The organism is Ancylobacter mangrovi, from assembly GCF_024752335.1.
In the GTDB taxonomy this organism is placed as follows: Bacteria; Pseudomonadota; Alphaproteobacteria; order Rhizobiales; family Xanthobacteraceae; genus Ancylobacter; species Ancylobacter mangrovi.
This window is the reverse complement of sequence record NZ_JANTHY010000010.1, coordinates 251,122-273,958: the sequence shown is the minus strand read 5'-3', so window position 1 is coordinate 273,958 and position 22,837 is coordinate 251,122. Positions and strand designations below refer to the sequence as shown.

Below are 22,837 nucleotides of genomic sequence, written 5' to 3'. Positions count from 1 at the left end.
GAGCATTCTCCATGACCATCGCCCAGCGTCTCGACCTCTCCAATGAGGGCTCCGTGCCCTGCAAGGACGACGTAGGCGGCCTGTCGTGCGCACTGGCCGAGGCGAGCCCGACCGAGATCATCGCGGCCGCCATCGACAATGTCGCGCCGGGCAAGCTGTGCCTCGTCTCGTCCTTCGGCACGGAATCGGCGGTGCTGCTCGCCTTCATGGCCGAGGTCGACCGCACGCTGCCCGTGGTCTTCCTCGACACCGGTTGGCTGTTCGAGGAGACGCTGGCCTATCGCGACACGCTGATCGACCGGCTCGGCCTCACCGACGTACGCACCATTCACCCGGACGCTGACCGCCTCGCCGCGCTCGACGGCGACCGCAGCCTGTGGGACAGCGACCCGGACGCCTGCTGCCGCATCCGCAAGGTCGAGCCGCTGGCGCGCGCGCTCGCCGGCTTCGATGGCTGGCTGAACGGGCGCAAGCGCTACCAGGGCGGGCTGCGCTCCAGCATCCCGGTGGTCGAACGCGACGGCAGCCGGCTGAAGTTCAACCCGCTCGCCACGCTGGAGCGGGCGGATCTGGAAGCCGCCCGCGCGCGCTTCGACCTGCCGCCGCACCCGCTCGCCGCCAAGGGCTTCGCCTCCGTCGGCTGCATGCCCTGCACCAGCCGCGCCCGTCCCGACGAGGACGGCCGTGCCGGTCGCTGGCGGGGGCGCGACAAGGCGGAGTGCGGCATCCACACGCTGCTCTCGACCCTCTGATCTCCTCTTGAAATACAGGCGCTGCGGCTCCCGTTCGCAGCGCCTGTATCGGCATGTCTAGTCCAGTGTTTTCAATGGGTTAGATTATTTTCTAGTAAATCGATATTCTATATTGACCATATCATTTACTGGTGGAAATCTTCCTCCCACAGCCTTCGCGCCGAGGGGCATTGGCACCGGGCGCCTCATTCGGGGAGAAGAATCCATGCGATTGAATTTCGCGCCCGCGGCCGCCGCCGCGCTCATCGCCCTTGTCGGCTCCGTCGCCTCGCCCGCGCCCGTGCGCGCCGCCGACGTCACCCTGCTCAACGTCTCCTACGACCCGACGCGCGAGCTCTACGCGAAGTTCAACGAGCTGTTCGCGCACGAGTATCAGGCGCAGACCGGCAAGAGTGTCGAGGTCAAGGCCTCGCATGGCGGCTCGGGCAAGCAGGCCCGCTCGGTGATCGACGGGCTCGATGCCGACGTCGTCACCCTGGCCCTCGCCTACGACATCGACGCCATCGCCGATCGCGGCCTCATCGCACCGGACTGGCAGAAGCGCCTGCCCGACAATTCCTCGCCCTACACCTCGACCATCGTGTTCCTGGTCCGCAAGGGAAATCCCAAGGGCATCAAGGACTGGGACGATCTCGTGAAGCCCGGCATCCAGGTCATCACGCCGAACCCGAAGACCTCGGGCGGGGCGCGCTGGAACTACCTCGCCGGTTGGGCCTATGCGCTGCGCAAATACGGCTCCGAAGACAAGGCGAAGGACTATCTCGCCGCCCTGTTCAGGAACGTGCCGGTGCTCGACACCGGGGCGCGCGGCTCCACCATCACCTTCACCGAGCGCGGGGTCGGCGACGTACTGCTCGCCTGGGAGAACGAGGCCTTCCTCTCGCAGCGCGAACTCGGCGCCGACAAGTTCGACATCGTCGTGCCCTCGCTCTCGATCCTCGCCGAACCGCCGGTCGCCGTGGTCGACAAGAACGTCGACCGCAAAGGCACCCGCGCCGCCGCCGAGGCCTATCTCAAGCTGCTCTACTCGAAGGAGGGCCAGAAGCTGGCGGCGGAGAACTTCTACCGCCCGCGCGATCCCGAGATCGCCGCGCAGTACAAGGACCAGTTCCCCAAGGTCGATCTCGTCACCATCGACGACCCGATCTTCGGCGGCTGGCGCAAGGCGCAGCAGACCCACTTCGCCGATGGCGGCGTCTTCGACCAGATCTACTCGAACTGACCCGCCTTCCCGGACCACGCGCCGCCCGTCCGCCCGACGACCCCGGTCGTCCGGGCGGACGCCTCGTCCGAACGCCGCCGGAGACCCGCCGTGAGCGAAACCGTCCTCGACCCGCCGATGAACGCCGGCGCCGCCGCCCTTCTGCCGGCCCGGCGCGCCGGGCACGTGCTTCCCGGCTTCGGCCTCACCATGGGGCTGACGCTGCTGTGGCTCGGCCTCGTCGTGCTCATCCCGCTCGCCGGGCTGTTCCTGAAGACGGCGGAGCTCTCGCCGGCGCGCATCCTCGGCATATTGACCGCGACCCGGACGCTGAACGCGCTGAAGATCTCGTTCGGCCTGTCGCTCGCCGCCGCGGCGCTCAACCTCGTCTTCGGCGCCGTCATCGTCTGGGCGCTGACGCGCTACGACTTCCCCGGCCGGCGGGTACTCGACGCGCTGATCGACATCCCCTTCGCCCTGCCCACCGCCGTCGCCGGCATCGCGCTCACCACGCTCTATGCGGAAAACGGGTGGATCGGCGCCCTGCTGGCGCCGTTCGGCATCAAGGTGGCGTTCACCCCGCTCGGCATCCTGGTCGCGCTGATCTTCATCGGGCTGCCCTTCGTGGTGCGCACCGTCCAGCCGGTGCTGGAGGATCTCGACCGCGACCTCGAAGAGGCCGCCGCCACCCTCGGCGCGGGGCGCTGGACCACCATCCGGCGCATCGTCCTGCCGGCGGTGTTTCCCGCCTTCCTCACCGGCTTCGCGCTCGCCTTCGCCCGCGCGGTCGGCGAATACGGCTCAGTCATCTTCATCGCCGGCAACCTGCCCAACGTGTCGGAGATCGCCCCGCTGCTGATCGTGATCCGGCTGGAGGAATTCCGCTATGCGGACGCCACGGCCATCGCCGCGACCATGCTGGTGGCCGCCTTCCTCCTACTCTTCGTCATAAACGCCCTGCAGCGCTGGTCGCAGGCCCGCACGGGACGGTTGTCATGAAGCCGGACAACGTTCATGCCGAGCCCGCCCCGGTGCGACGGGCGGTCATCGCCGCCGCAGGCCTCGTCATCGGCCTGTTCATCGTGCTGCCGCTCGTCAACGTCTTCGCGCAGGCGCTGTCGAAGGGCTGGGCGGCCTATGCGCGCGCGCTCGTCGAGCCGGACGCGCTCGCCGCGATCGAGCTCACGCTGCTGGTCACCGCGCTCTCGGTCGGCCTCAACGCCGCCATGGGGCTGGTCATGGCCTGGGCGATCACGAAGTTCTCCTTTCCCGGCAAGAGCTTCCTGATCACGCTCATCGACCTGCCGTTCTCCGTCTCGCCGGTGATCGCCGGCCTCGTCTTCGTGCTGCTGTTCGGCGCGCAGGGCTTCTTCGGCGGCTGGCTGATCGACAAAGGCTGGAAGATCATCTTCGCCTGGCCGGGCATCACCCTCGCCACCGTGTTCGTCACCTTTCCCTTCGTCGCCCGCGAGCTGATCCCGCTGATGCAGGAGCAGGGCACGGCCGAGGAGGAGGCTGCCGTCACGCTCGGCGCCGATGGCTGGCGCGTCTTCACGCGCGTCACGCTGCCCAACATAAGGTGGGCGCTGCTCTACGGGGTGCTGCTCTGCAATGCCCGCGCGATGGGCGAGTTCGGCGCCGTGTCAGTCGTCTCGGGCCATGTCCGGGGCGAGACCAACACCATCCCGCTGCAGGTCGAGATCCTCTACAACGAGTACCAGTTCCAGGCGTCCTTCGCCGTCGCCTCGCTGCTGGCCCTGCTGGCGATCGTCACCCTGCTGGCCAAGGCGGCGCTGGAGGCGCGCATCGGCGCCCGCCATCGCGGGCACTGAAGGGGGCGGGAGCGGGGTTCAGAACAGGTAGAGCGAGCCCACGATCCCGCCGACCAGCACGACGGCAAACACCACCGTCACCAGTCCCAGCCGCTCCTCGATGAAAGTCCGCGCCGAGGGGCCGATCCAGTACAGCAGCCCCGCGACCATGAAGAAGCGCAGGCCGCGGGTGATGACCGACAGCACGATGAACCAGAACAGGCTGTAATGGGCGAAGCCCGAGGTGATGGTCACCACCTTGTAGGGGATCGGGGTCAGCCCCTTGATGAGGATGATCCAGTGCCCGTAGTGCTGGTACGCCTGCGAGAACGCCTCGACCTTGTCGCCATAGCCGTAGAGGTGGATCAGGAACATCCCGACCGATTCATAGAGCAGCGCGCCGATGGCGTAGCCGAACAGGCCGCCGACGACCGAGGCCAGCGTGCAGATGAGCGCGTACCACCAGGCGAGCTTCGGGCGCGCGACGCACATCGGCACCAGCATCACGTCCGGCGGCACCGGGAAGAACGAGCTCTCGGCGAAGGACACGCCGGCCAGCGCCCAGGGAGCGGACGGGCGCTCGGAGAGATCGATGACCCACTGATAGAGGCGGCGCAGCATGGAGAGGTCCCGGCGGAAGGGGTAAGGCGGGCGTTCGGAAAGGCTCAGCGACGGCGTGCACCCGGGCCGGGGCCCTCGCCCGAGAACTCGAGCGCGGATTTGGACGCAGACTGGGCCGCAGATTTGGCCGAACCGGAATCGGGCTCCGCGGCGAAGCGGCGCTTGGGCAGCTTCTCGGCCATGCCGAGCAGTTGCTCGCGTCGCTGCATCTCGGACCACACCTCCTCCGGCTCGATGCCGAGATCGGCCCATAGCACGATCCGATTGTAGATCAGATCCGCGCTCTCGCGCACCGCTCCCGCACGGTCGCCGCACACGCCGTCGAGCGCCACCTCGACCGCTTCCTCCGCCACCTTCTTGGCGATGAAGCCGCGGCCCCTGGCGAACAGCTTCGCCGTGCGCGGCGAGGAGTTCATCCCGTCGCGCGTCGCGGTCACGGCCTCGTGCAGGCGGCGAATCGAATCAGTCATGGATTCATCCTAGAGGCAATTGGATGAAGAGGTTATGGCGGGATAACGCGTCGCAGCCTGTCTTGGCCCCGCTAATGGCCGCCCCGGCCGCGCGCTCCGGCCCGGCCGGCGTGTGTTCTCGATCCTGTGAAGCATGGCAGGCCGGCGAGGCGCCCGCGCATTTTGCTCCGCAGCAGGGAAGGGAGTATGAGGTGCAGAAGAGAGCCTTGAAGCCGCGCCAAGCTGGAGACGGATCAGAAGCGTGCTGAACTTTTCGTCCTTCCGCACCCTCCGCCATCCCCGCCGCGCCGGTCTCGCCTTCGCCCGGCGCGCGCTGGGCACCCTCATCCCCGGCAGCGTCCTCCTCGGCAGCCTCGCCCTCGCCGCCACGATCGGCCTGACGGCGACGGCCCATGCCACGCCGAAGCTCGTCATCGAGATCGACAGCGGCAAGGTGCTGCTCGCCGAGGACGCCACCAAGCCGTGGTACCCGGCCTCGGTGACCAAGCTGATGACCGCCTATGTCACCTTCAAGGCGCTGCGCGCCGGCCGCGTGACGCCCGAAACGCTCATCACCATGACGCCCGAGGCGGCGGCCCAGGAGCCCTCGAAGATGGGCTTCAAGATCGGCACCCAGATCACCATCGACAACGCGCTGAAGATGATGCTGGTCAAGTCGGCCAACGACATCGCCATCGCGCTCGCCCAGGGCGTCGGCGGCAGCCTGCCGGGCTTCGTGGAGGAGATGAACTTCACCGCCCGCGAGCTCGGCATGGACGGCACGCATTACGACAACCCGAACGGCCTGCCCTCGCCGGGACAGATCACCACCGCCCGCGACCTCGCCGTGCTCGCCCGCGCCATCTACACCGAGTTCCCAGAGCGGGCGAAGCTGTTCAGCATTCCCGCCATCAAGCTCGGCAGCCGGGTGATCCGCAACTACAACAAGCTGATCGACCGCTATCCCGGCGCGGAAGGCATGAAGACCGGCTTCATCTGCGCCTCCGGCTTCAACCTGGTCGCCAGCGCCAAGCGCGGCGACAAGCGCATCCTCGCCATCGTGCTCGGCACCAATTCCGGGCGCGAGCGCACCGAGGAGGCCGCGCTGCTGCTGGAGAAGGGCTTCCAGCATTCGTGGAAGATCTTCGGCGCCGTGGCCCCGACGGTGGATTCGCTGCGCAACGAGGGCGGCCCGCCCACCGACATGCGCGCGCAGGTCTGCGGCGGCAAGCGCAAGAACACGGCCTCGGAGGACGACGACAGCGATTCCTCCAGCTCGTCGAGCTTCGTCGCCGCCGGCATGGGCAGCCTCGGCGACAACGTCACCGGCGCCAGCCTGCTCCAGAACCTGCCGCCCTCCATGCCGCCGGTCGACGTCTGGGTCGGTCCCTATCCGAGCGACGACGCGCTCGCCGACGCCTATCCCGCGCCGCCGGCCAAGAAGACCGTCACCACCAAGAAGACGAAGGCGCTCGCCACCACCGCGCCGCGCCCGCCGGCCAAGCCATTGCCGCGGCCGGCCCCCGCCCCCACCTATCCGGCGGTGCCCGCGCCGCCGAAGTGAGCCCAGCCGGTTCCGGCTCCGGCAGGCCCTGCGGAACCGGAACGGAAGGATCCCGACGATGACCGACATGCCGCGCCAGCCGCCGGAACCGATTCCGGTCACGCTGCTGACCGGGTTCCTGGGCGCCGGCAAGACCACCCTGCTCAACCGCCTGCTGAAGGAGCCGGGGCTCGCCGACACCGCCGTGCTGATCAACGAATTCGGCGAGATCGGCCTCGACCACCTGCTGGTCCAGCATTTCGACGACGCCACCGTGCTGCTCGCCTCGGGCTGCCTGTGCTGCACCGTGCGCGGCGACCTCGTGGAGGGGCTGGAGCAGCTGCTGCGCCGGATGGACAACGGCGCCATTCCGCCCTTCCGCCGCATCCTCATCGAGACCACCGGCCTTGCCGACCCGGCGCCGATCCTCCACGTGCTGATGATGCATCCCTATCTGGTGATGCGCTTCCGGCTCGACGGCGTCGTCACCGTGGTCGACGCGATCAATGGCGGCGCCACGCTGGACGAGCATCCCGAATCCGTGCGCCAGGCGGCGATCTCGGACCGGATCGTGCTCACCAAGACCGACCTCGTGACGACGCCCGAGGAGGCCGCGCGGCTGGACGATCTGCGGCGCCGGCTCCGCGCCCTCGCCCCCGCCGCGCCGGTGCTCGACGCCGCCCGCGGCGAGGCGACGCCGGCGGCGCTGCTCGATGCCGGACTGTTCGATCCCTCGACCAAGATTCCCGACGTCGCGCGCTGGCTGGCCGACGAGGCGGTCGACGCGGCCGAGGCGGAAGCGCGCGGCCATGTCCACGACCCGAACCGGCACGACGACCGCATCCGCGCCTTCACCCTCGCCACCGAGGCGCCGGCGGCGGCGGCGGCGATCGACATGTTCCTGGAGCTGGTGCGCGGCACCCATGGCAGCAAGCTGCTGCGCCTCAAGGGCATCGTGAAGCTGGCCGAGGACCCGGACCGCCCGCTCGTCCTGCACGGCGTGCAGCACGTGCTGCATCCGCCGAGCCAGCTTGCCGGCTGGCCGGATGACGACCACCGCACCCGGCTGGTGATGATCGTGCGCGACGTCGAGCCGGCGGTGATCCGGCGCCTGTTCGACGCCTTCATGGGGCTGCCGATGCCGGACCAGCCGGACGGCGCGGTGCTCGCCGACAACCCCTTGGCGCCGGCGACGATGCGGCGCTGAGCGCCGCTCGCCGGTGGTCTTTGCCGCGTTACTGCCCCGGCACCGGGGCGCCATTGATGAGCACCTGCGTGTCGCCGCCGGCCGGCGCCGGAGCGCCCCCGCCTTGCTGGGCGGCAGCCTGCGCCGCGGCCTGCGCGGCCTCGACCTTCGGGTCCGGCACGCCGATCACCATCGCCCAGTAGACCGCGTACTTGCTGCGCGGCGCGCGCACCGCCGCGATGCCGAGCCGGGTCGCGCCCGGCATCAGCATGTTCTTGTTGTGCGAGGGGGAATCGCGCCAGCCCGAGAAGGCCTCGGCCAAAGTGTGATAGCCGGCGCCGACATTCTCCGCCGCCTTCAGCCCGGTGAACCCCGCCGCCTTGAGCCGCGTGGTGAGCGAGCGCCCGCCGATGTCGTGGGAAAGCTTGTCGGCAGAGGCCATGGCCTTGGCCTGACGCTCGGCCACCGCCATCAGCGTCGGGTCGATGGTGACCGCCGGCAGCCCGTGACCCTTGCGGTAGTCGCTCAGCAGCGAGGCCGCCGCCTCGGGGTCGAGCGACCCGCCCTTGGCGATGTTCGCATAGAAGGTGTCGTCGACCGGCACCATCTCCGGGCCGGAAGAACATCCCGCCAGAAGCAGGGCGAGGAGGGCGGCTCCGGCAAGGCGTTTGGCAAGGGGAGCGGGCATGAAAAGCTCTTATGGATCCGTGGGATCGTGAGGGAACGGAGCGGGAGCGGGCGCGCGGATAGGACCCGGCCTCGTCACCGGGCCGGGCGGTCCGCTCAGGACAGTGGAGAATGAAGGCGCAGCCGGACGGCTACCGGCCATTCTAGCAGCCGGGGCCGCGGAGCCGGTGGTGCCCACATGCGCCTCGAGCCGTTCCGTCGCGGCGACGGGACAGGCGCGGCCGAGCCGTGGCCGGCCGACGTCGAAAGGAATGGGGCGCGGGACCATGATTGCAGGCGGCTCACATGCAGGAGCCCCCTGTCTCACGTGCGATCGCAGCCAAATCAAGGCAGAGCGCCGGCCCTTCACGGCTTTGACGCCGCAGCGTCACCAAGGGCCGCCCGCGGGGCTCAGTTGCCGCGCAGCGAGGGCGGCAGCGAGCGTTCCTGCAGGTCGAATGCCGACGAGAAGACCGAGAAGGTGTCGCCGATGAATTCGCGCAGACGCGAGAACACGGTCGCATGCGGCGCCTTCAGGCGGCCGACGACCTCGTCCTCGTCGAGCGAGAAATCCGCCGCGCCATGCACCGCGAGGCGCTTCATCCGGCCATTGTTCGGCAGGAACACGACCTGCAGCTCCTCGATGTCGCGGTTCTGCGCCAAGAGGACGAGCTGTTCCATCAGCGCCGATCCAATGCCCTTGCCCTGCCAGTCCCGCTCGACGCTGAACGCCGCTTCGGCCGACGTGGGCTTGCCCTCGCGCTTGGGCAGCGGATGGAGCTCCGCCACCGCGCGCAGTTCGCCATCGACGAAATAGCCGAGCGCCAGCGCGTCGCCGGTCATCACGCGGGTGGCGTGGCGGGCGAGCGCGGCATCGGAAATCACGCCGCCGAAGCGCATGAAGCGGCTGAGCGGGTCGAGCCGCAGGAAATGCTCGAGCAGCAGGTGGCGCTCAGCAGCAAGCAGCTTGCGGATATGGCCCCCGGCGAGCGCATGATGGCGCGCGGCACGGCCGGCCGGGGCCGTGGCAACGGCGGCAGGCGCAGCGTTCGTGGGCCCGGCGCTGTCGGACCTGGTGCTCATGGGCATCGTGGCGGACGTGACCATGTCGAATCTCTATGGTGATCTCACAAATCGCCGCTCGATATTGCGGCGCAGCATACATAGACGCGTCGCAACATATGACAACTTGTGCGCCTGCATGGCTCGCATGCGCACATGACGAGCCGGCGCCAAAGCTGCGCCTCATTCCCCGACGTGGCAACACGCGCGAGGCGAAACGCCCACGTCACCCCGCCCGCAGGCGGGGAACCGCCCGTTACCGGTTGGCGCTGAGCTGCCGCCCGCGGTTCACGAGCTCGGTCACGGCCTGCCGCAGGTCGCCGTCGGCGGTGACGCCGAAATTGTAGTGCTGCATGGAAAACGGGCCGGCGGTGCCGGGATGGGTCGAGCGGAAGCCGACATAGACCCCGAGGAAGTCGCCCTGCCGGTCGAGCAGCGCCGCGCCGGACGCGCCGCCCTCCGCGTCGCAGTCGATTGCGACCTCGCGCATGCCCTCACCCTCGGCGGTCACCTGGCGCGCCCGGCAGTCCTGCAGCGAGGGGTTCTCATGCGTGCCCCGCGCCGCCGCGGCGAGCACGATCGCGCCGGGAACCTTCATCGTCCGCGCGAGCCGATAGGGATGCGCGCCGGCGACCGGGGCCGCGAGCGGCGCCACCGCCCAGTCGCGGATCGCCGGAAAGGCATAGGGCGAACGGCTGCCGCTGATCACCCCGTCGAGCCGCAGCTCCACCACCTGCCGCCGCCCGCCGGCATCGAGCGCGAACACGCAGGAGGAGGCCCGCGCCTTCCCGTCCGGCGCGAACAGCACATGGGCCGCCGTCACCACCACATTGTCCGCGCCGACGAGCTGGCCGGTGCCGACCGCCCCGCCGCAGCTCACGATGCCGGTGGCGCCGAAGCGCGTGGCGAGCTGCGCGGTGGAGAGCCGGTTGGCGCGCGCATAATCGGCCGGTGTCAGCCGGTCGTCGCCGTCGATCATGATGGCCGAGGATGAAATGCTCACCGTCGCCGCGTTCTTGCGCTCGACGGCATGGCCGGTGACAGGCGCGATCAGCGCCACCATCACCGAAAAGAGCCCCCGCATGGTGCTGAAAAGACCGCCCCGCCGCATCCGCACTCCGCCCGCATCTGAACGCCGTCAGAGTGGCCGGACGAACCGGGCGAGGTCAAGGCAAGGAAGAGACAACGTGATGGCGGGGAAAAAGTTCCGGCGCCCGTGACACGAAAAAACCGGACGGCGGCCGCCGGCATTGCATTCAGTCCCGATCGGGTCCACACGACCGCCCGACCGGCCGGCCGCCTTCCCATAGGTGGCCGGCCGGCAAGTGACCGGCCGGCGCTTGCCGCGCCGCACTGCGCCCGGTAAGCGTGCGCGGCACAGTTGGGAGTAGTCCGATATGGCGGACATCGCGCTGACGGCGGAAGCCGGCGGATCCGTGCTTGCGGCGCGCTACGTCGCGCGCATGGCGGCGGGCGACATCGCGCCCGATCCGGGCCAGGCCAAGATCGTGGCCGCGCTGGCCCAGCTCGAGCAGCGGATCGCCACGCGCCGGCTGGCACGCAAGTCCTCGGCGCTCGGCTGGCTGTTTGCCCGGCGCGAGGACACCATCCCGAAGGTGCGCGGGCTCTACATCCACGGCGCGGTCGGGCGCGGCAAGACGATGCTGGTCGACCTGTTCTACGAGAGCGTCGCGGTGCGCAAGCGCAAGCGCCGGGCCCACTTCCACGAATTCATGATCGACGTGCATGCGCGCATCCATCAGGTGCGCGGCGACATGAAGTCGGGCCGGATCAAGGAGGGCGACCCGATCGCCATCGTCGCCGCCGCGCTCTACGAGGAAGCCTGGCTGCTGTGCTTCGACGAGTTCCACGTCACCGACATCGCCGACGCGATGATCCTCGGCCGGCTGTTCGAGAAGCTGTTCGACTTCGGCGTCGTCATCGTCGCCACCTCCAACGTCGCGCCGCAGGACCTCTACAAGGGCGGCCTCAACCGCGCGCTCTTCCTGCCCTTCATCGCGATGATCGAGCAGCACATGGAGGTGGTGCAGATCGAATCGCCCACCGACTACCGCATGGAGAAGCTCGGCGGCGTGCGCACCTGGTACGTCGCCGGGCCGCAGCAGAGCATGGCCGAGATCGACCATGAGATGGACATCATCTGGCGGCGCGTGGCGGGAACCGACGGCGGCGCGCCGGCATCCATCACCTCCGCCGGGCGCACCATCCACGTGCCCCATGCCGGCGCCGGCGCGGCGCGCTTCAGCTTCGAGGATCTGTGCGGCAATCCGCTCGGCGCGGCCGACTATCTGCGCCTCGCCCGCGCCTATCACACCATCCTCATCGACCACATTCCCCAGCTCGACCAGGACCGGCGCAACGAGGCGAAACGCTTCATCACGCTGATCGACGAGCTCTACGAGAAGGGCGTCAAGGTGGTCGCCTCCGCCGAGGCCGAGGCCGAGACGCTCTATGCCGGCACCGAGGGGGCGGAGGCGTTCGAATGGGCGCGCACGGTCTCGCGCCTGCACGAGATGCGCTCCTCCGACTATATCGCCCGCCCGCACGGGCGCGGCGATTCCGAGGCCAGCGGCAACGCCACGGGCCTGGTCGAAACCTGACGACGGGCTTGATCGCCGGCCCGCCGCCGTGAAATCTCCGTCACGAAAGTCAGTTAGGTCGATGACGACGGGCACGGCACGATGAACAGGAACAGACACAGCGAACACGTCGTGCACAAATGCGCCCTCACCGGGCGCATCCTGTCGCATCATGACGGCGTGCGGCTCGACCTGCTGCGCCCCGCGCTCGCTGACCATATCCGCTCGCTCCATCCCGAGCTGGCGCCGGACGCGATGATCTCGCGCGCCGCTCTCGCCAAGGAGCGCGCCGCCTACATCGCCGCCACGCTGCAGGCCGAGCGCGGCGACCTCAGCCAGCTCGACAATGACGTGATCGAGAGCCTGGCCAAGAACGACATCCTCACCGAGAACGTCGAGGAGGAGATCGACAGCAACCGCAGCTTCGGCGAGCGGGCGGCCGACACGATCGCCTCCTTCGGCGGGAGCTGGGTGTTCATCATCTCCTTCATGGTCTTCATCACCGTGTGGATGATGGTGAACATGCTCGGCCTCGCCGGCATCTTCGACCCCTACCCCTTCATCCTGCTCAACCTCGTGCTCTCCTGCATCGCCGCGCTGCAGGCGCCGGTGATCATGATGAGCCAGAAGCGGCAGGAGGCGAAGGACCGGCTGCGCTCGGAGAACGACTACCGGGTGAACCTCAAGGCCGAGCTCGAGATCCGGCATCTGCACGAGAAGATCGACCACATGCTCACCCACCAGTGGGAGCGCCTCGCCGAGATCCAGGAGATCCAGATCGAGCTGATGGAGGACCTGGCGGCGCGCCGGCGCTAGGCACGCATGCGACCGGCGCCCGAGACCCCACGCACAGGCTTATCTGCCATGTTCCATGCGCAGATCAGGGTGAATTGTACGTGCATTTACGTCTTTCCAGGCCGTGTATTTGGTATGCCAAAGTAATGAGCGAAAAGTCTTACCCGACCCGTTAACATCGAGGCCCTTCATCGCTTGAACGCTCCGGCGATAAGGGCTATCCGATGCCCGCGCGGCAGTCCGCCGCACCTTTTCGAAACGTCAGGAAATCTCATGGCTCGAGCAAAGATTGCACTGATCGGGGCTGGCCAGATCGGCGGCACTCTGGCCCTTCTCGCGGGGCTCAAGGAACTCGGCGACGTCGTCCTGTTCGACGTGGCCGAAGGTATTCCTCAGGGCAAGAGCCTGGACATTGCCGAGGCCTCGCCGGTGCTGGGCTTCGACGCCAAGCTCGCGGGCACCAACAGCTATGAGGCGATCGAGGGCGCCGACGTCGTCATCGTCACCGCCGGCGTTCCGCGCAAGCCGGGCATGAGCCGCTCGGACCTTCTCGGCATCAATCTCAAGGTCATGGAGCAGGTCGGCGCGGGCATCGCCAAATACGCCCCCGACGCGTTCGTGATCTGCATCACCAACCCGCTCGACGCCATGGTGTGGGCGCTGCAGAAGGCCTCGGGCCTGCCGACCCACAAGGTCGTCGGCATGGCCGGCGTGCTGGACTCGGCCCGCTTCCGCTACTTCCTCGCCGACGAGTTCGATGTCTCGGTCGAGGACGTCACCGCCTTCGTGCTCGGCGGCCATGGCGACGACATGGTGCCGCTGGTGCGCTATTCCGGCGTCGCCGGCATCCCGCTGCCGGACCTCGTCTCCATGGGCTGGACCACGCAGGAACGCGTCGACGCCATCGTCGACCGCACCCGCAAGGGCGGCGGCGAGATCGTCAACCTGCTCAAGACGGGTTCGGCCTTCTACGCCCCGGCCGCCTCGGCCATCGAGATGGCGACCTCCTATCTGCGCGACAAGAAGCGCCTGCTGCCGGCCGCCGCCTTCCTCACCGGCGAGTACGGCGTGAAGGACCTCTATCTCGGCGTGCCGGTCATCATCGGCGCCAAGGGCATGGAGCGCGTGGTCGAGATCAGCCTCGACAAGGGCGAGCGGGCGATGCTCGACAAGTCGATCGCCTCGGTCCAGGAACTCGTGTCGGAGTGCCAGAAGATCGCGCCCGACCTCGGTCAGTAGGCCGGGAGGCGCCGCTCTCCCGGGTCGGCAAGCCGCCCGGGCGAGCGCTCCCGGCAGGCAGGAACACCGCCATGACGCCGCCAGCTCAAGTGGGAACCGACATCGCAGGAGCGGCGCTCGCCGCGGCGAGCGCGGTGCCCGTGGCGGCCCATCTGGAGCCGCAGGCGGGGGCCCTCGGATGGCGCCGCCCTCGCAGCCGCCCGGCACGGCGGACAGGGGCCTTCGGCGCTTCCCATCCGCGGCCGGCGGGCGGGCAATCCGCGCGCCGTTTTGTTTGCGGGCGGCAGGTGCCGCGATTGGCTTGGTCCGTGCATCATTCCGTAGGCGGCCCGCCTGCGGGAATGGTACAGGTGGGCGCTGACCAATCCGGGGGTGTCATCTCAATGCTGCGTTACCTGTTCCAGAAATTGCCCTTAGGCGCCTGGCAAAAAAAGCACCTCAAATACATATACTTCAGGAGCATGGCGGCTATCGGCCGCGATGCTTTCCCGGCGCTGTTCGATCTTGACCGCAAGATGCTGAACTATCTCCCGGGCAAGAACGGAACGTTCATCGAGGTGGGAGCGAACGACGGCATCTCTCAATCCAATACCTGGTATCTCGAAGCCTATCGGCAGTGGTCCGGCCTCCTGATCGAGCCGGTGCCGGAGTTGGCCGGCCTCGCCCGGCGCTTCCGCAAGGCGCCGGTGGCGAATGTCGCGCTCGGTCCGAAGGAAAGGGACGGCGACACGCTGGAGCTCAGCGTCTCCGACCTCACCACCACCGTGGCGAATGGCGAGAAGAAGCGCAGCCGCGCGACGGCGAGCAGCATCACGGTGCCGGTTCGGGCGCTGTCGTCGCTGCTCACGGAGCACGGCATCGACAAGGTCGACTTCTTCTCGCTGGACGTGGAGGGCTTCGAGATCCCGGTCCTGCAGGGTCTGGACTTCGAGCGGCACAAGCCGCGCTACATCCTGGTCGAGACCGAGATGCTGCCGGAGGTCGAGGAGTATCTGAAGCCATGGTACAGGTTGAAGGACACGCTGACCTTTCACGACTACCTGTTCGAGGATCGCTCGATCGAGTGAACGGTCATAGTACTCGGCTCCCGCCGTCGGGAGCCGAGCGGCTTCGCTCAGCAACTATTGCATGTCTGGACAGCCATTTCGGGATGTAAGTCAATAAAGCGGACGGAACGCGAACGTGTGATGGTCGGTGCGCCGTTCGTATAAGCTATCGCTACCTTGGTTTTCGGCGCCCCATGGCGCATAAGACCCTGGCTCGACCGACCATCAGGGATAGACCCATGGCACGCGCGGACAGCAACGACGCCTTTCTCAACACCTCCTTCCTCTACGGCGCCAATGCGGGCTGGATCGAAGATCTCTACGCCCGCTACGAAGCCGACCCCACCTCGGTGGACGCCGAGTGGCAGGCTTTCTTCGCCGGGCTGAAGGACGCCCCAGCCGACGTCGAGAAGAGCGCCCGGGGCGCCTCCTGGAAGCGGGACAACTGGCCGATCCACGCCAATGGCGAGCTGGTCTCGGCCATGGACGGCAACTGGATCGAGGTCGAGAAGGCGGTTGGCGAGAAGGTCAGCGCGCGGGTCCAGAAGACCGGCGTCGAGCTCAGCTCCGCCGACGTGCAGCAGGCCACCCGCGATTCCGTCAAGGCGCTGATGATGATCCGCGCCTACCGCATGCGCGGCCACCTGCACGCCAAGCTGGACCCGCTCGGCCTCGAGCCCGAGCGCACCGCGCCCGAGCTCGACCCCGCCTCCTACGGCTTCCGCGAGGCCGACCTCGACCGGCCGATCTTCATCGACCACGTGCTGGGCATGGAGTTCGCCACCGTCCGCCAGATGGTCGCGATCCTCCAGCGCACCTACTGCCAGACGCTCGGCGTCGAGTTCATGCACATCTCCTCGCCCGAGGAGAAGGCGTGGATCCAGGAGCGCATCGAGGGCCCGGACAAGGAGATCAGCTTCACCCGCGAGGGCAAGCGCGCCATCCTCAACAAGCTGGTGGAGGCCGAGGGCTTCGAGAAGTTCCTCGACGTACGCTACACCGGCACCAAGCGCTTCGGCCTCGATGGCGGCGAGAGCCTGATCCCGGCGCTCGAGCAGATCATCAAGCGCGGCGGCAATCTCGGCGTGAAGGAGGTCGTCTTCGGCATGGCCCATCGCGGCCGCCTCAACGTGCTGACCCAGGTGATGGGCAAGCCGCACCGCGCGCTGTTCCACGAGTTCAAGGGCGGCTCCTGGGCTCCCGACGAGGTCGAGGGCTCGGGCGACGTGAAGTACCACCTCGGCGCCTCTTCGGACCGCGAGTTCGACGGCAACCAGGTGCATCTGTCGCTGACCGCCAACCCCTCGCATCTGGAGATCGTCGACCCGGTGGTGCTCGGCAAGGCGCGCGCCAAGCAGGACCTGCTCGGCGACGCCGACCGCACCCAGGTGCTGCCGCTGCTGCTGCACGGCGACGCCGCCTTCGCCGGCCAGGGCGTGGTGGCGGAGTGCCTCGGCCTGTCCGGGCTGAAGGGGCACCGCACCGGCGGGTCGATCCACTTCATCATCAACAACCAGATCGGCTTCACCACCTATCCGCGCTTCTCGCGCTCCTCGCCCTATCCGTCCGATGTCGCCAAGACCATCGAGGCGCCGATCTTCCACGTGAATGGCGACGACCCGGAAGCCGTCACCTTCGCCGCCAAGATCGCCACCGAGTTCCGCCAGCTGTTCCACAAGCCGGTGGTGGTCGACATGTTCTGCTACCGCCGCTTCGGTCACAATGAGGGCGACGAGCCGGCCTTCACCCAGCCCTTGATGTACAAGGCGATCAAGCAGCACCCGACCACGCTCGAGATCTACTCGAAGAAGCTCGAGGCCGAGGGCGTGCTGGAGCCGGGCGAGATCGACACCATGCGCGCCGAGTGGCGCTCGCGGCTCGACGGCGAGTACGACGCCGGCCAGGCCTACAAGCCCAACAAGGCGGACTGGCTCGACGGCCGCTGGGCCGGGCTCAAGGTGGCGGCGGACGCGGACGACCCGCGCCGCGGCGTCACCGGGGTCGAGCTCGACCTGCTGCGCGAGATCGGCGACAAGATCACCACCGTGCCGGAGGGCTTCCACGTCCACCGCACGATCCAGCGCTTCCTCGACTCCCGCCGCAAGGCGATCCTGCAGGACGGCGCCGGCATCGACTGGTCGACCGGCGAGGCGCTCGCCTTCAGCACACTGCTGCTCGACGGCAACCCGGTGCGCCTGTCCGGCCAGGACAGCGAGCGCGGCACCTTCTCGCAGCGCCATTCGGTGCTGATCGACCAGGAGAACGAAGAGCGCTTCACCCCGATCAACCATCTGCGCGAGAACCAGGCCCGCTACGAGGTCATCAATTCGATGCTCTCGGAGGAGGCGGTGCTCGGCTTCGAGTACGGCTACTCGCTCTCCGAGCCCAATGCGCTGACCATGTGGGAGGCGCAGTTCGGCGACTTCGCCAACGGCGCGCAGGTGGTGTTCGACCAGTTCCTGTCCTCGGGCGAGCGCAAGTGGCTGCGCATGTCGGGCCTCGTGTGCCTGCTGCCGCACGGCTATGAGGGCCAGGGCCCCGAGCACTCCTCGGCCCGCCTCGAGCGCTATCTGCAGATGTGCGCCGAGGACAACATGCAGGTCGCCAACTGCACGACGCCGGCGAACTATTTCCACATCCTGCGGCGCCAGCTGAAGCGCGACTTCCGCAAGCCGCTGATCCTGATGACACCGAAGAGCCTGCTGCGCCACAAGCGCGCCGTCTCGCGGCTGTCGGAGATGGGCGCGGGCACCTCGTTCCACCGCGTGCTGTGGGACGACGCCGACGCCTCCTCCGGCCACAAGGCGCCGGACGCGATCGACCTGAAGCCGGATAACGAGATCCGGCGCGTCGTGATGTGCACCGGCAAGGTCTATTACGACCTCTATGAGGAGCGCGAGCGGCTCGGCGCCGACGACATCTACCTGCTGCGGCTGGAGCAGCTGTTCCCGTTCCCGCTGAAGACGCTGGTGCAGGAGCTCTCCCGCTTCAAGCAGGCGGAGATCGTCTGGTGCCAGGAAGAGCCGAAGAACCAGGGTGCCTGGGCCTTCGTCCAGCCCTATCTGGAATGGGTGCTGGAGGCGGCCGGCTCCGCTTCGGCCCGTCCGCGCTACACCGGCCGTCCCGCCTCCGCGGCCACGGCGACCGGCCTGATGTCCAAGCATCTCGCCCAGCTCAAGGCGTTCCTCGCGGACGCCCTGGGCTGAGCCACCGGCGGGCGCGCCGGGAGTTTCGAGCATAGTCGAGGGATCGCCGGTCCCGGACCGGCACAGGAAGGAAGAAAGAGCAATGGCCACCGAGATCCGCGTTCCGACGCTGGGCGAATCGGTCACCGAGGCGACGATCGGCAAGTGGTTCAAGAAGGCCGGCGACGCCGTCACAGCCGACGAACCGCTGGTCGAGCTCGAAACCGACAAGGTGACGATCGAGGTTCCCGCTCCCGCGGCGGGCGTGCTCTCGGAGATCGTCGCCGCGGACGGCGAGACGGTCGAGGTCGGCGCCCTGCTCGGCTCCATCGGCGAGGGTGCCGGCGCCGCGGCACCGGCCAAGGCCGCGCCCGCGAAGGCGGAAGCTCCGAAGGCCGAGGCTCCCAAGGCCGAGCCGGCGCCCAAGCCCGCTCCCGCCGCGCCGGCCGCGAGCGCACCAGCCGGCGCCAACGGCCCGGCGGTCGCCAAGATCGCCGCCGAGACCGGCCTCAACCCGGCCATGCTCGCCGGCTCCGGCAAGGATGGCCGCGTGACGAAGGGCGACATGCTGACCGCCCTCGCCTCCGCCCCCGCGCCGGCCGCGCCGGTGGTGGCCCGCGCGCCCTCGGCGCCGGACGACGCTTCCCGCGAAGAGCGGGTGAAGATGACCAAGCTGCGCCAGACCATCGCCCGCCGACTGAAGGACGCGCAGAACACCGCCGCGATGCTCACCACCTTCAACGACGTCGACATGTCGGCGGTGATGAGCCTGCGCGCGCAGTACAAGGACGTGTTCGAGAAGAAGCACGGCGTGAAGCTGGGCTTCATGGGCTTCTTCACCAAGGCGGTGATCCAGGCCCTGAAGGACGTGCCGGAGGTGAACGCCGAGATCGACGGCACCGACCTCGTCTACAAGAACTACTACCACGTCGGCATCGCCGTCGGCACGGACAAGGGCCTCGTGGTGCCGGTGGTGCGCGACGCCGACCAGATGTCGATCGCCGGCATCGAGAAGGCCATCGCCGGCCTCGGCCGCAAGGCGCGCGACGGCAAGCTCGGCATCGAGGACATGCAGGGCGGCACCTTCACCATCACCAATGGCGGCATCTACGGCTCGCTGATGTCGACGCCGATCCTCAACGCGCCGCAGTCCGGCATTCTCGGCATGCACCGCATCGAGGAGCGCCCGGTCGTGGTGAAGGGCCAGATCGTTGCCCGCCCGATGATGTATCTGGCGCTGAGCTACGATCACCGCATCGTCGACGGCAAGGGCGCCGTCACCTTCCTCGTCCGCGTCAAGGAAGCGCTGGAGGATCCGACCCGCCTCGTGCTGGACCTGTGATCGCCGGCCGCCTCACCGCGCGAGCGGCCGGCCGATCGGCCGCTCCCCTCAACAGGTAGAACAATGTCCTACGACCTGATCGTCATCGGCACCGGCCCCGGCGGCTATGTGTGCGCCATCCGTGCCGCCCAGCTCGGCCTCAAGGTCGCCGTGGTCGAGAAGCGCGCCACCTTCGGCGGCACCTGCCTGAACATCGGCTGCATCCCCTCCAAGGCGCTGCTGCACGCCTCCCATCTGTTCGAGGAGGCCGGCCACGGCTTCGCCAAGATGGGCATCGGCGTGGGTACGCCCAAGCTCGACCTCCCCAGCCTGCTCGGCTTCAAGGACCAGGCGGTGGAAGGCAACACCAAGGGTGTCGCCTTCCTGATGAAGAAGAACAAGATCGACACCTATCACGGCACCGCCATCGTCCCGACGGCCGGCAAGGTCGACGTCGCGATGGCCGATGGCACGTTCCAGTCGCTCGAGACCAAGGCGATCGTCCTCGCCACCGGCTCGGACGTGGCGAAGCTGCCCGGCATCGAGATCGACGAGAAGCGCGTCGTCTCCTCCACCGGCGCGATCGCACTGGAGAAGGTGCCCGGCAAGCTGGTGGTGGTCGGCGCCGGCGTCATCGGGCTGGAGCTCGGCAGCGTGTGGCGGCGGCTCGGCGCCGAGGTGACGGTGGTCGAGTTCCTCGACCGCATCCTGCCCGGCATGGACCTCGACGTCGCCAAGTCGTTCCAGCGCATCCTCCAGAAGCAGGGCATCGGCTTCAAGCTCGCCTCCAAGGTCACCGGCGTCGAGACCAAGGGCAAGGCGCTCAAGGTCTCGGTCGAGCCGGCCGCCGGCGGCGAGGCCGAGGTGCTGGACGCCGACGTGGTGCTCATCGCCATCGGCCGCGTGCCCTACACCGAAGGGCTGGGGCTGGAGGCGCTCGGCGTCGAGACCGACAAGCGCGGGCGCATCGTCACCGACATGTATTTCCGCACCAACGTCCCCGGCATCTTCGCCATCGGCGACGTGATCGCCGGCCCCATGCTCGCCCACAAGGCCGAGGAAGAGGGTGTGGCGGTCGCCGAACTGCTGGCGGGCCAGGCGGGCCATGTGAACTACGGCGTCATCCCCGCTGTGGTCTACACCTCGCCGGAGGTCGCCTCGGTCGGCCGGTCGGAGGAGGAGCTGAAGGCCGAGGGCATCGCCTACAAGGTCGGCAAGTTCCCCTTCCTCGCCAATGGCCGCGCCAAGGCGAACGACGAAACCGACGGCTTCGTGAAGGTGCTGGCGGACGCGACCACCGACAAGGTGCTCGGCGTCCACATCATCGGCGTCGAGGCCGGCGAGATGATCCACGAGGCAGCGGTGCTGATGGAGTTCGGCGGCTCGTCCGAGGATCTCGCCCGCACCTGCCACGCCCACCCCACCCGCTCCGAGGCGGTGAAGGAAGCGGCGATGGCGGTGGAGAACCGCGCCATCCATATGTGAGCGCGCGAACACCCGCCTTCGGATGCAGAACGGCCCGGAAGTCGCCTTCCGGGCCGTTTGCCTGTCCGTAGCTGGGAGAACAATCGAAGAGGTCCGGTCGAAAGCTCCGTTCAGGAGCCCTTGGTGTCGGTCTGCACCGGCGGCGCCGAGGCCGTATGGCCCGGCGAGCAGTCGGCGAAGGCCGCGCCGGTCGCAGCGACGGTGAGCGCAAGCGCGCAGAACACGGTAGCGATACGCTTCATCAGGCACTCTCCTCTCGGTCGGGGGTTCCGATGGGGAAAGTGTCGCGCAGTCCGGCCGGGCTGAAAAGAGCGGCAGGGGTGCGCGAGTGCCTCAATAGGCGGCAGGAACCGCCTCCTCACGCACCCGTGTAGGTGACGGCCTCGATCTTCCAGCCGTCGGGATCGAACAGGAAGGCGGCATAGTACCCCTCGCCATAATGCGGGCGCAGGCCCGGCGCTCCCTCGTCGCGCCCGCCGGCGAGCAGGCCGGCCGCATGGAACGCGCGCACGGCGTCGCGATCCGGCGCCATGAAGCACAGATGGAAGCCCGGCACCGGAACGATGGCCTCGCTGCGGTGCTGGATCCAGAACGGCGCGGCGCCGGGCGTGCCCTCGGGCGAAGGCAATTCGCCGGCCGGTCCCCAGCACGCCGATTCGCCCTCCGGCTCGGGATGCGACATCACCCGCACCAGGCCGAGCCGCGCCAGCACGGCGTCGTAGAAGGCAAGCGAGCGCTCATAGTTCGAGACGCCGATCGACATGTGCTCGATCACGGGACGGATGGGCTGCATCGTCTTCCCCCTTCATCTCCGAGCAAAGCGGACACCGGCGCACCGGGCTTCGCCGGCTATGCTCTAGCCGGCCCGCGGATGGGCCGATTTCCACGCCGCCATCAGCGTCGCCGTATCCACCGCCGCGTAGATCTGCGTGGTGGAGAGCGAGGCATGGCCGAGCAGTTCCTGGATCGAGCGCAGGTCGCCGCCGCGCCCAAGCAGGTGGGTGGCGAAGGAATGGCGCAGCGCGTGCGGCGTGGCGCTGTCCGGAAGGCCGAGCGCGCCGCGCATGCGCTCCATGGCGAGCTGCACGATGCGCGGGGAAAGGGCCCCGCCCTTGGCGCCGCGGAACAGAGGGCCGGTCGGCTCGAGATCATAGGGGCAGGCGCGGGCATAGTCGTCGACCATGGCGAGCACCGCCGGCAGCACCGGCACCATGCGGGTCTTGCCGCCCTTGCCGTGGACGAGGATCTGGTCGCCGCGCCCGGGCTCGGGCATGTCGCGGCGCATCAGGCCGAGCGCCTCGGAGATGCGCAGCCCCGAGCCATAGAGCAGCGTCAGCACCGCGGCGTCGCGGGCGAGGATCCAGGGCTCGCGCGCCTCGCCGGCCCGGGTGGAGGGATCGGCCATCGCCCGCGCATCGGCCGGGGTGAGCGGGCGCGGCAGGGTGCGGGGTACGCGCGGGCCGCGCACGGCCGCGAGCGCGCCCACCTTGCCGAGCCCCTCGCGCTCGAGATGGCGGCCGAAGGAGCGGGCGGCGGCGAGGAAGCGCATCTGCGTGCGCGCCTCGATCCCCTCGCCCCGGCGCGCCGCGATCACCGCGCGCACGTCGCGCGGGGTCAGCGCCGCGAGATCGGCGAGGCTCGGCGGGCGGCCGCGATCGGCCGCGATCAGGCCGAGAAAGGTCGCGACGTCGCGCGCATAGGCCTCCCGGGTCTTGGGCGAGAGCCGGCGCTCATGGCCGAGCCGGTCGAGCCAGCCCTTCAGCGCCGCGCCCACATCCGGCGCCGCGCCGGCCAACAGCGAGCGCTCGGCCCGAGCCGCCTTCTGGGCATCCGTGCTCGCCATGGCCGCCTCCCGATGCGCGTCGACAAATCCCC

Annotated in this window: 21 protein-coding genes; 13 read left to right on the top strand and 8 right to left on the bottom strand. The window is 68.7% G+C overall.

The window, feature by feature from the left end; genetic code table 11:
- The first annotated feature begins 11 nt into the window (after positions 1-11).
- The 4 genes from NVS83_RS21355 (at position 12) to cysW (ending at position 3,785) form a co-directional block, all read left to right on the top strand.
- Positions 12-752: a phosphoadenylyl-sulfate reductase gene (locus tag NVS83_RS21355; RefSeq protein ID WP_258741171.1), complete on the top strand. Its 741-nt coding sequence runs from the start codon at positions 12-14 to the stop codon at positions 750-752.
- A 205-nt stretch (positions 753-957) separates the two neighbouring features.
- On the top strand, positions 958-1,974 hold the full coding sequence (locus tag NVS83_RS21350; RefSeq protein ID WP_258741170.1) for a sulfate ABC transporter substrate-binding protein: 1,017 nt from the start codon (positions 958-960) through the stop codon (positions 1,972-1,974).
- A gap of 117 nt (positions 1,975-2,091) precedes the next feature.
- Positions 2,092-2,952, top strand: a complete 861-nt coding sequence (gene cysT / locus NVS83_RS21345) for a sulfate ABC transporter permease subunit CysT (protein ID WP_258734077.1) — start codon at positions 2,092-2,094, stop codon at positions 2,950-2,952.
- Positions 2,949-3,785: a sulfate ABC transporter permease subunit CysW gene (gene cysW, locus NVS83_RS21340; protein ID WP_258741169.1), complete on the top strand. Its 837-nt coding sequence runs from the start codon at positions 2,949-2,951 to the stop codon at positions 3,783-3,785. Before cysT ends, cysW begins: the two co-directional genes overlap by 4 nt.
- Positions 3,786-3,803: 18 nt before the next feature.
- On the opposite strand, the gene NVS83_RS21335 is transcribed toward cysW, so the two are convergent.
- Entirely contained in the window at positions 3,804-4,385 is a 582-nt protein-coding gene (locus tag NVS83_RS21335) for a YqaA family protein (protein ID WP_258741168.1), read from the bottom strand.
- A gap of 44 nt (positions 4,386-4,429) precedes the next feature.
- Positions 4,430-4,855: a phosphoribosyl-ATP diphosphatase gene (hisE, locus tag NVS83_RS21330; RefSeq protein WP_258741167.1), complete on the bottom strand. Its 426-nt coding sequence runs from the start codon at positions 4,853-4,855 to the stop codon at positions 4,430-4,432.
- A gap of 241 nt (positions 4,856-5,096) precedes the next feature.
- On the opposite strand from hisE, the gene NVS83_RS21325 reads away from it, so the two are divergent.
- Together NVS83_RS21325 and NVS83_RS21320 are read left to right on the top strand one after the other, a co-directional pair.
- Positions 5,097-6,398 carry a D-alanyl-D-alanine carboxypeptidase family protein gene (locus NVS83_RS21325; protein WP_258741166.1) on the top strand — a complete coding sequence of 434 codons (1,302 nt, stop codon included), beginning with the start codon at positions 5,097-5,099 and terminating at the stop codon, positions 6,396-6,398.
- Between the two features lie 58 nt (positions 6,399-6,456).
- Positions 6,457-7,584, top strand: a complete 1,128-nt coding sequence (locus tag NVS83_RS21320; protein WP_258741165.1) for a CobW family GTP-binding protein — start codon at positions 6,457-6,459, stop codon at positions 7,582-7,584.
- A 28-nt stretch (positions 7,585-7,612) separates the two neighbouring features.
- On the opposite strand, the gene NVS83_RS21315 is transcribed toward NVS83_RS21320, so the two are convergent.
- The 3 genes from NVS83_RS21315 to NVS83_RS21305 form a co-directional block, all read right to left on the bottom strand.
- Positions 7,613-8,251, bottom strand: coding sequence for a CAP domain-containing protein (locus NVS83_RS21315; RefSeq protein WP_258741164.1), 639 nt, complete (start codon positions 8,249-8,251; stop codon positions 7,613-7,615).
- 389 nt (positions 8,252-8,640) lie between these two features.
- On the bottom strand, positions 8,641-9,312 hold the full coding sequence (locus NVS83_RS21310) for a GNAT family N-acetyltransferase (RefSeq protein ID WP_258741163.1): 672 nt from the start codon (positions 9,310-9,312) through the stop codon (positions 8,641-8,643).
- A gap of 235 nt (positions 9,313-9,547) precedes the next feature.
- Positions 9,548-10,375, bottom strand: a complete 828-nt coding sequence (locus NVS83_RS21305; RefSeq protein ID WP_258741162.1) for a S1 family peptidase — start codon at positions 10,373-10,375, stop codon at positions 9,548-9,550.
- Positions 10,376-10,688: 313 nt separating this feature from the next.
- Between NVS83_RS21305 and zapE the strand changes: the two genes are divergently transcribed.
- From zapE to lpdA, 7 genes are all read left to right on the top strand, one after another.
- Complete coding sequence (gene zapE, locus NVS83_RS21300) at positions 10,689-11,912, top strand: cell division protein ZapE (RefSeq protein ID WP_258741160.1); 1,224 nt, start codon at positions 10,689-10,691, stop codon at positions 11,910-11,912.
- Positions 11,913-11,993: 81 nt separating this feature from the next.
- A complete protein-coding gene (locus tag NVS83_RS21295) occupies positions 11,994-12,707 on the top strand; it encodes a DUF1003 domain-containing protein (RefSeq protein WP_258741159.1) in 714 nt (237 codons plus the stop codon).
- A gap of 252 nt (positions 12,708-12,959) precedes the next feature.
- Complete coding sequence (mdh, locus tag NVS83_RS21290; RefSeq protein WP_258741157.1) at positions 12,960-13,925, top strand: malate dehydrogenase; 966 nt, start codon at positions 12,960-12,962, stop codon at positions 13,923-13,925.
- A 461-nt stretch (positions 13,926-14,386) separates the two neighbouring features.
- Positions 14,387-14,992, top strand: a complete 606-nt coding sequence (locus NVS83_RS21285; protein ID WP_258733903.1) for an FkbM family methyltransferase — start codon at positions 14,387-14,389, stop codon at positions 14,990-14,992.
- A 218-nt stretch (positions 14,993-15,210) separates the two neighbouring features.
- Positions 15,211-18,177, top strand: coding sequence for a 2-oxoglutarate dehydrogenase E1 component (locus tag NVS83_RS21280; RefSeq protein WP_258741156.1), 2,967 nt, complete (start codon positions 15,211-15,213; stop codon positions 18,175-18,177).
- 82 nt (positions 18,178-18,259) lie between these two features.
- Positions 18,260-19,498, top strand: coding sequence for a 2-oxoglutarate dehydrogenase complex dihydrolipoyllysine-residue succinyltransferase (gene odhB / locus NVS83_RS21275; RefSeq protein ID WP_258741155.1), 1,239 nt, complete (start codon positions 18,260-18,262; stop codon positions 19,496-19,498).
- Between the two features lie 63 nt (positions 19,499-19,561).
- Positions 19,562-20,962 carry a dihydrolipoyl dehydrogenase gene (gene lpdA, locus NVS83_RS21270; protein ID WP_258741154.1) on the top strand — a complete coding sequence of 467 codons (1,401 nt, stop codon included), beginning with the start codon at positions 19,562-19,564 and terminating at the stop codon, positions 20,960-20,962.
- Positions 20,963-21,072: 110 nt separating this feature from the next.
- On the opposite strand, the gene NVS83_RS21265 is transcribed toward lpdA, so the two are convergent.
- The 3 genes from NVS83_RS21265 to NVS83_RS21255 form a co-directional block, all read right to left on the bottom strand.
- The gene (locus tag NVS83_RS21265) at positions 21,073-21,204 is read right to left on the bottom strand and encodes a hypothetical protein (RefSeq protein ID WP_258733907.1); all 132 of its coding nucleotides are present in this window, start codon (positions 21,202-21,204) and stop codon (positions 21,073-21,075) included.
- Between the two features lie 116 nt (positions 21,205-21,320).
- Positions 21,321-21,755, bottom strand: coding sequence for a VOC family protein (locus tag NVS83_RS21260; RefSeq protein ID WP_258741153.1), 435 nt, complete (start codon positions 21,753-21,755; stop codon positions 21,321-21,323).
- 63 nt (positions 21,756-21,818) lie between these two features.
- Positions 21,819-22,805 carry a tyrosine recombinase XerC gene (locus NVS83_RS21255; RefSeq protein ID WP_258741152.1) on the bottom strand — a complete coding sequence of 329 codons (987 nt, stop codon included), beginning with the start codon at positions 22,803-22,805 and terminating at the stop codon, positions 21,819-21,821.
- Positions 22,806-22,837: the final 32 nt, after the last annotated feature.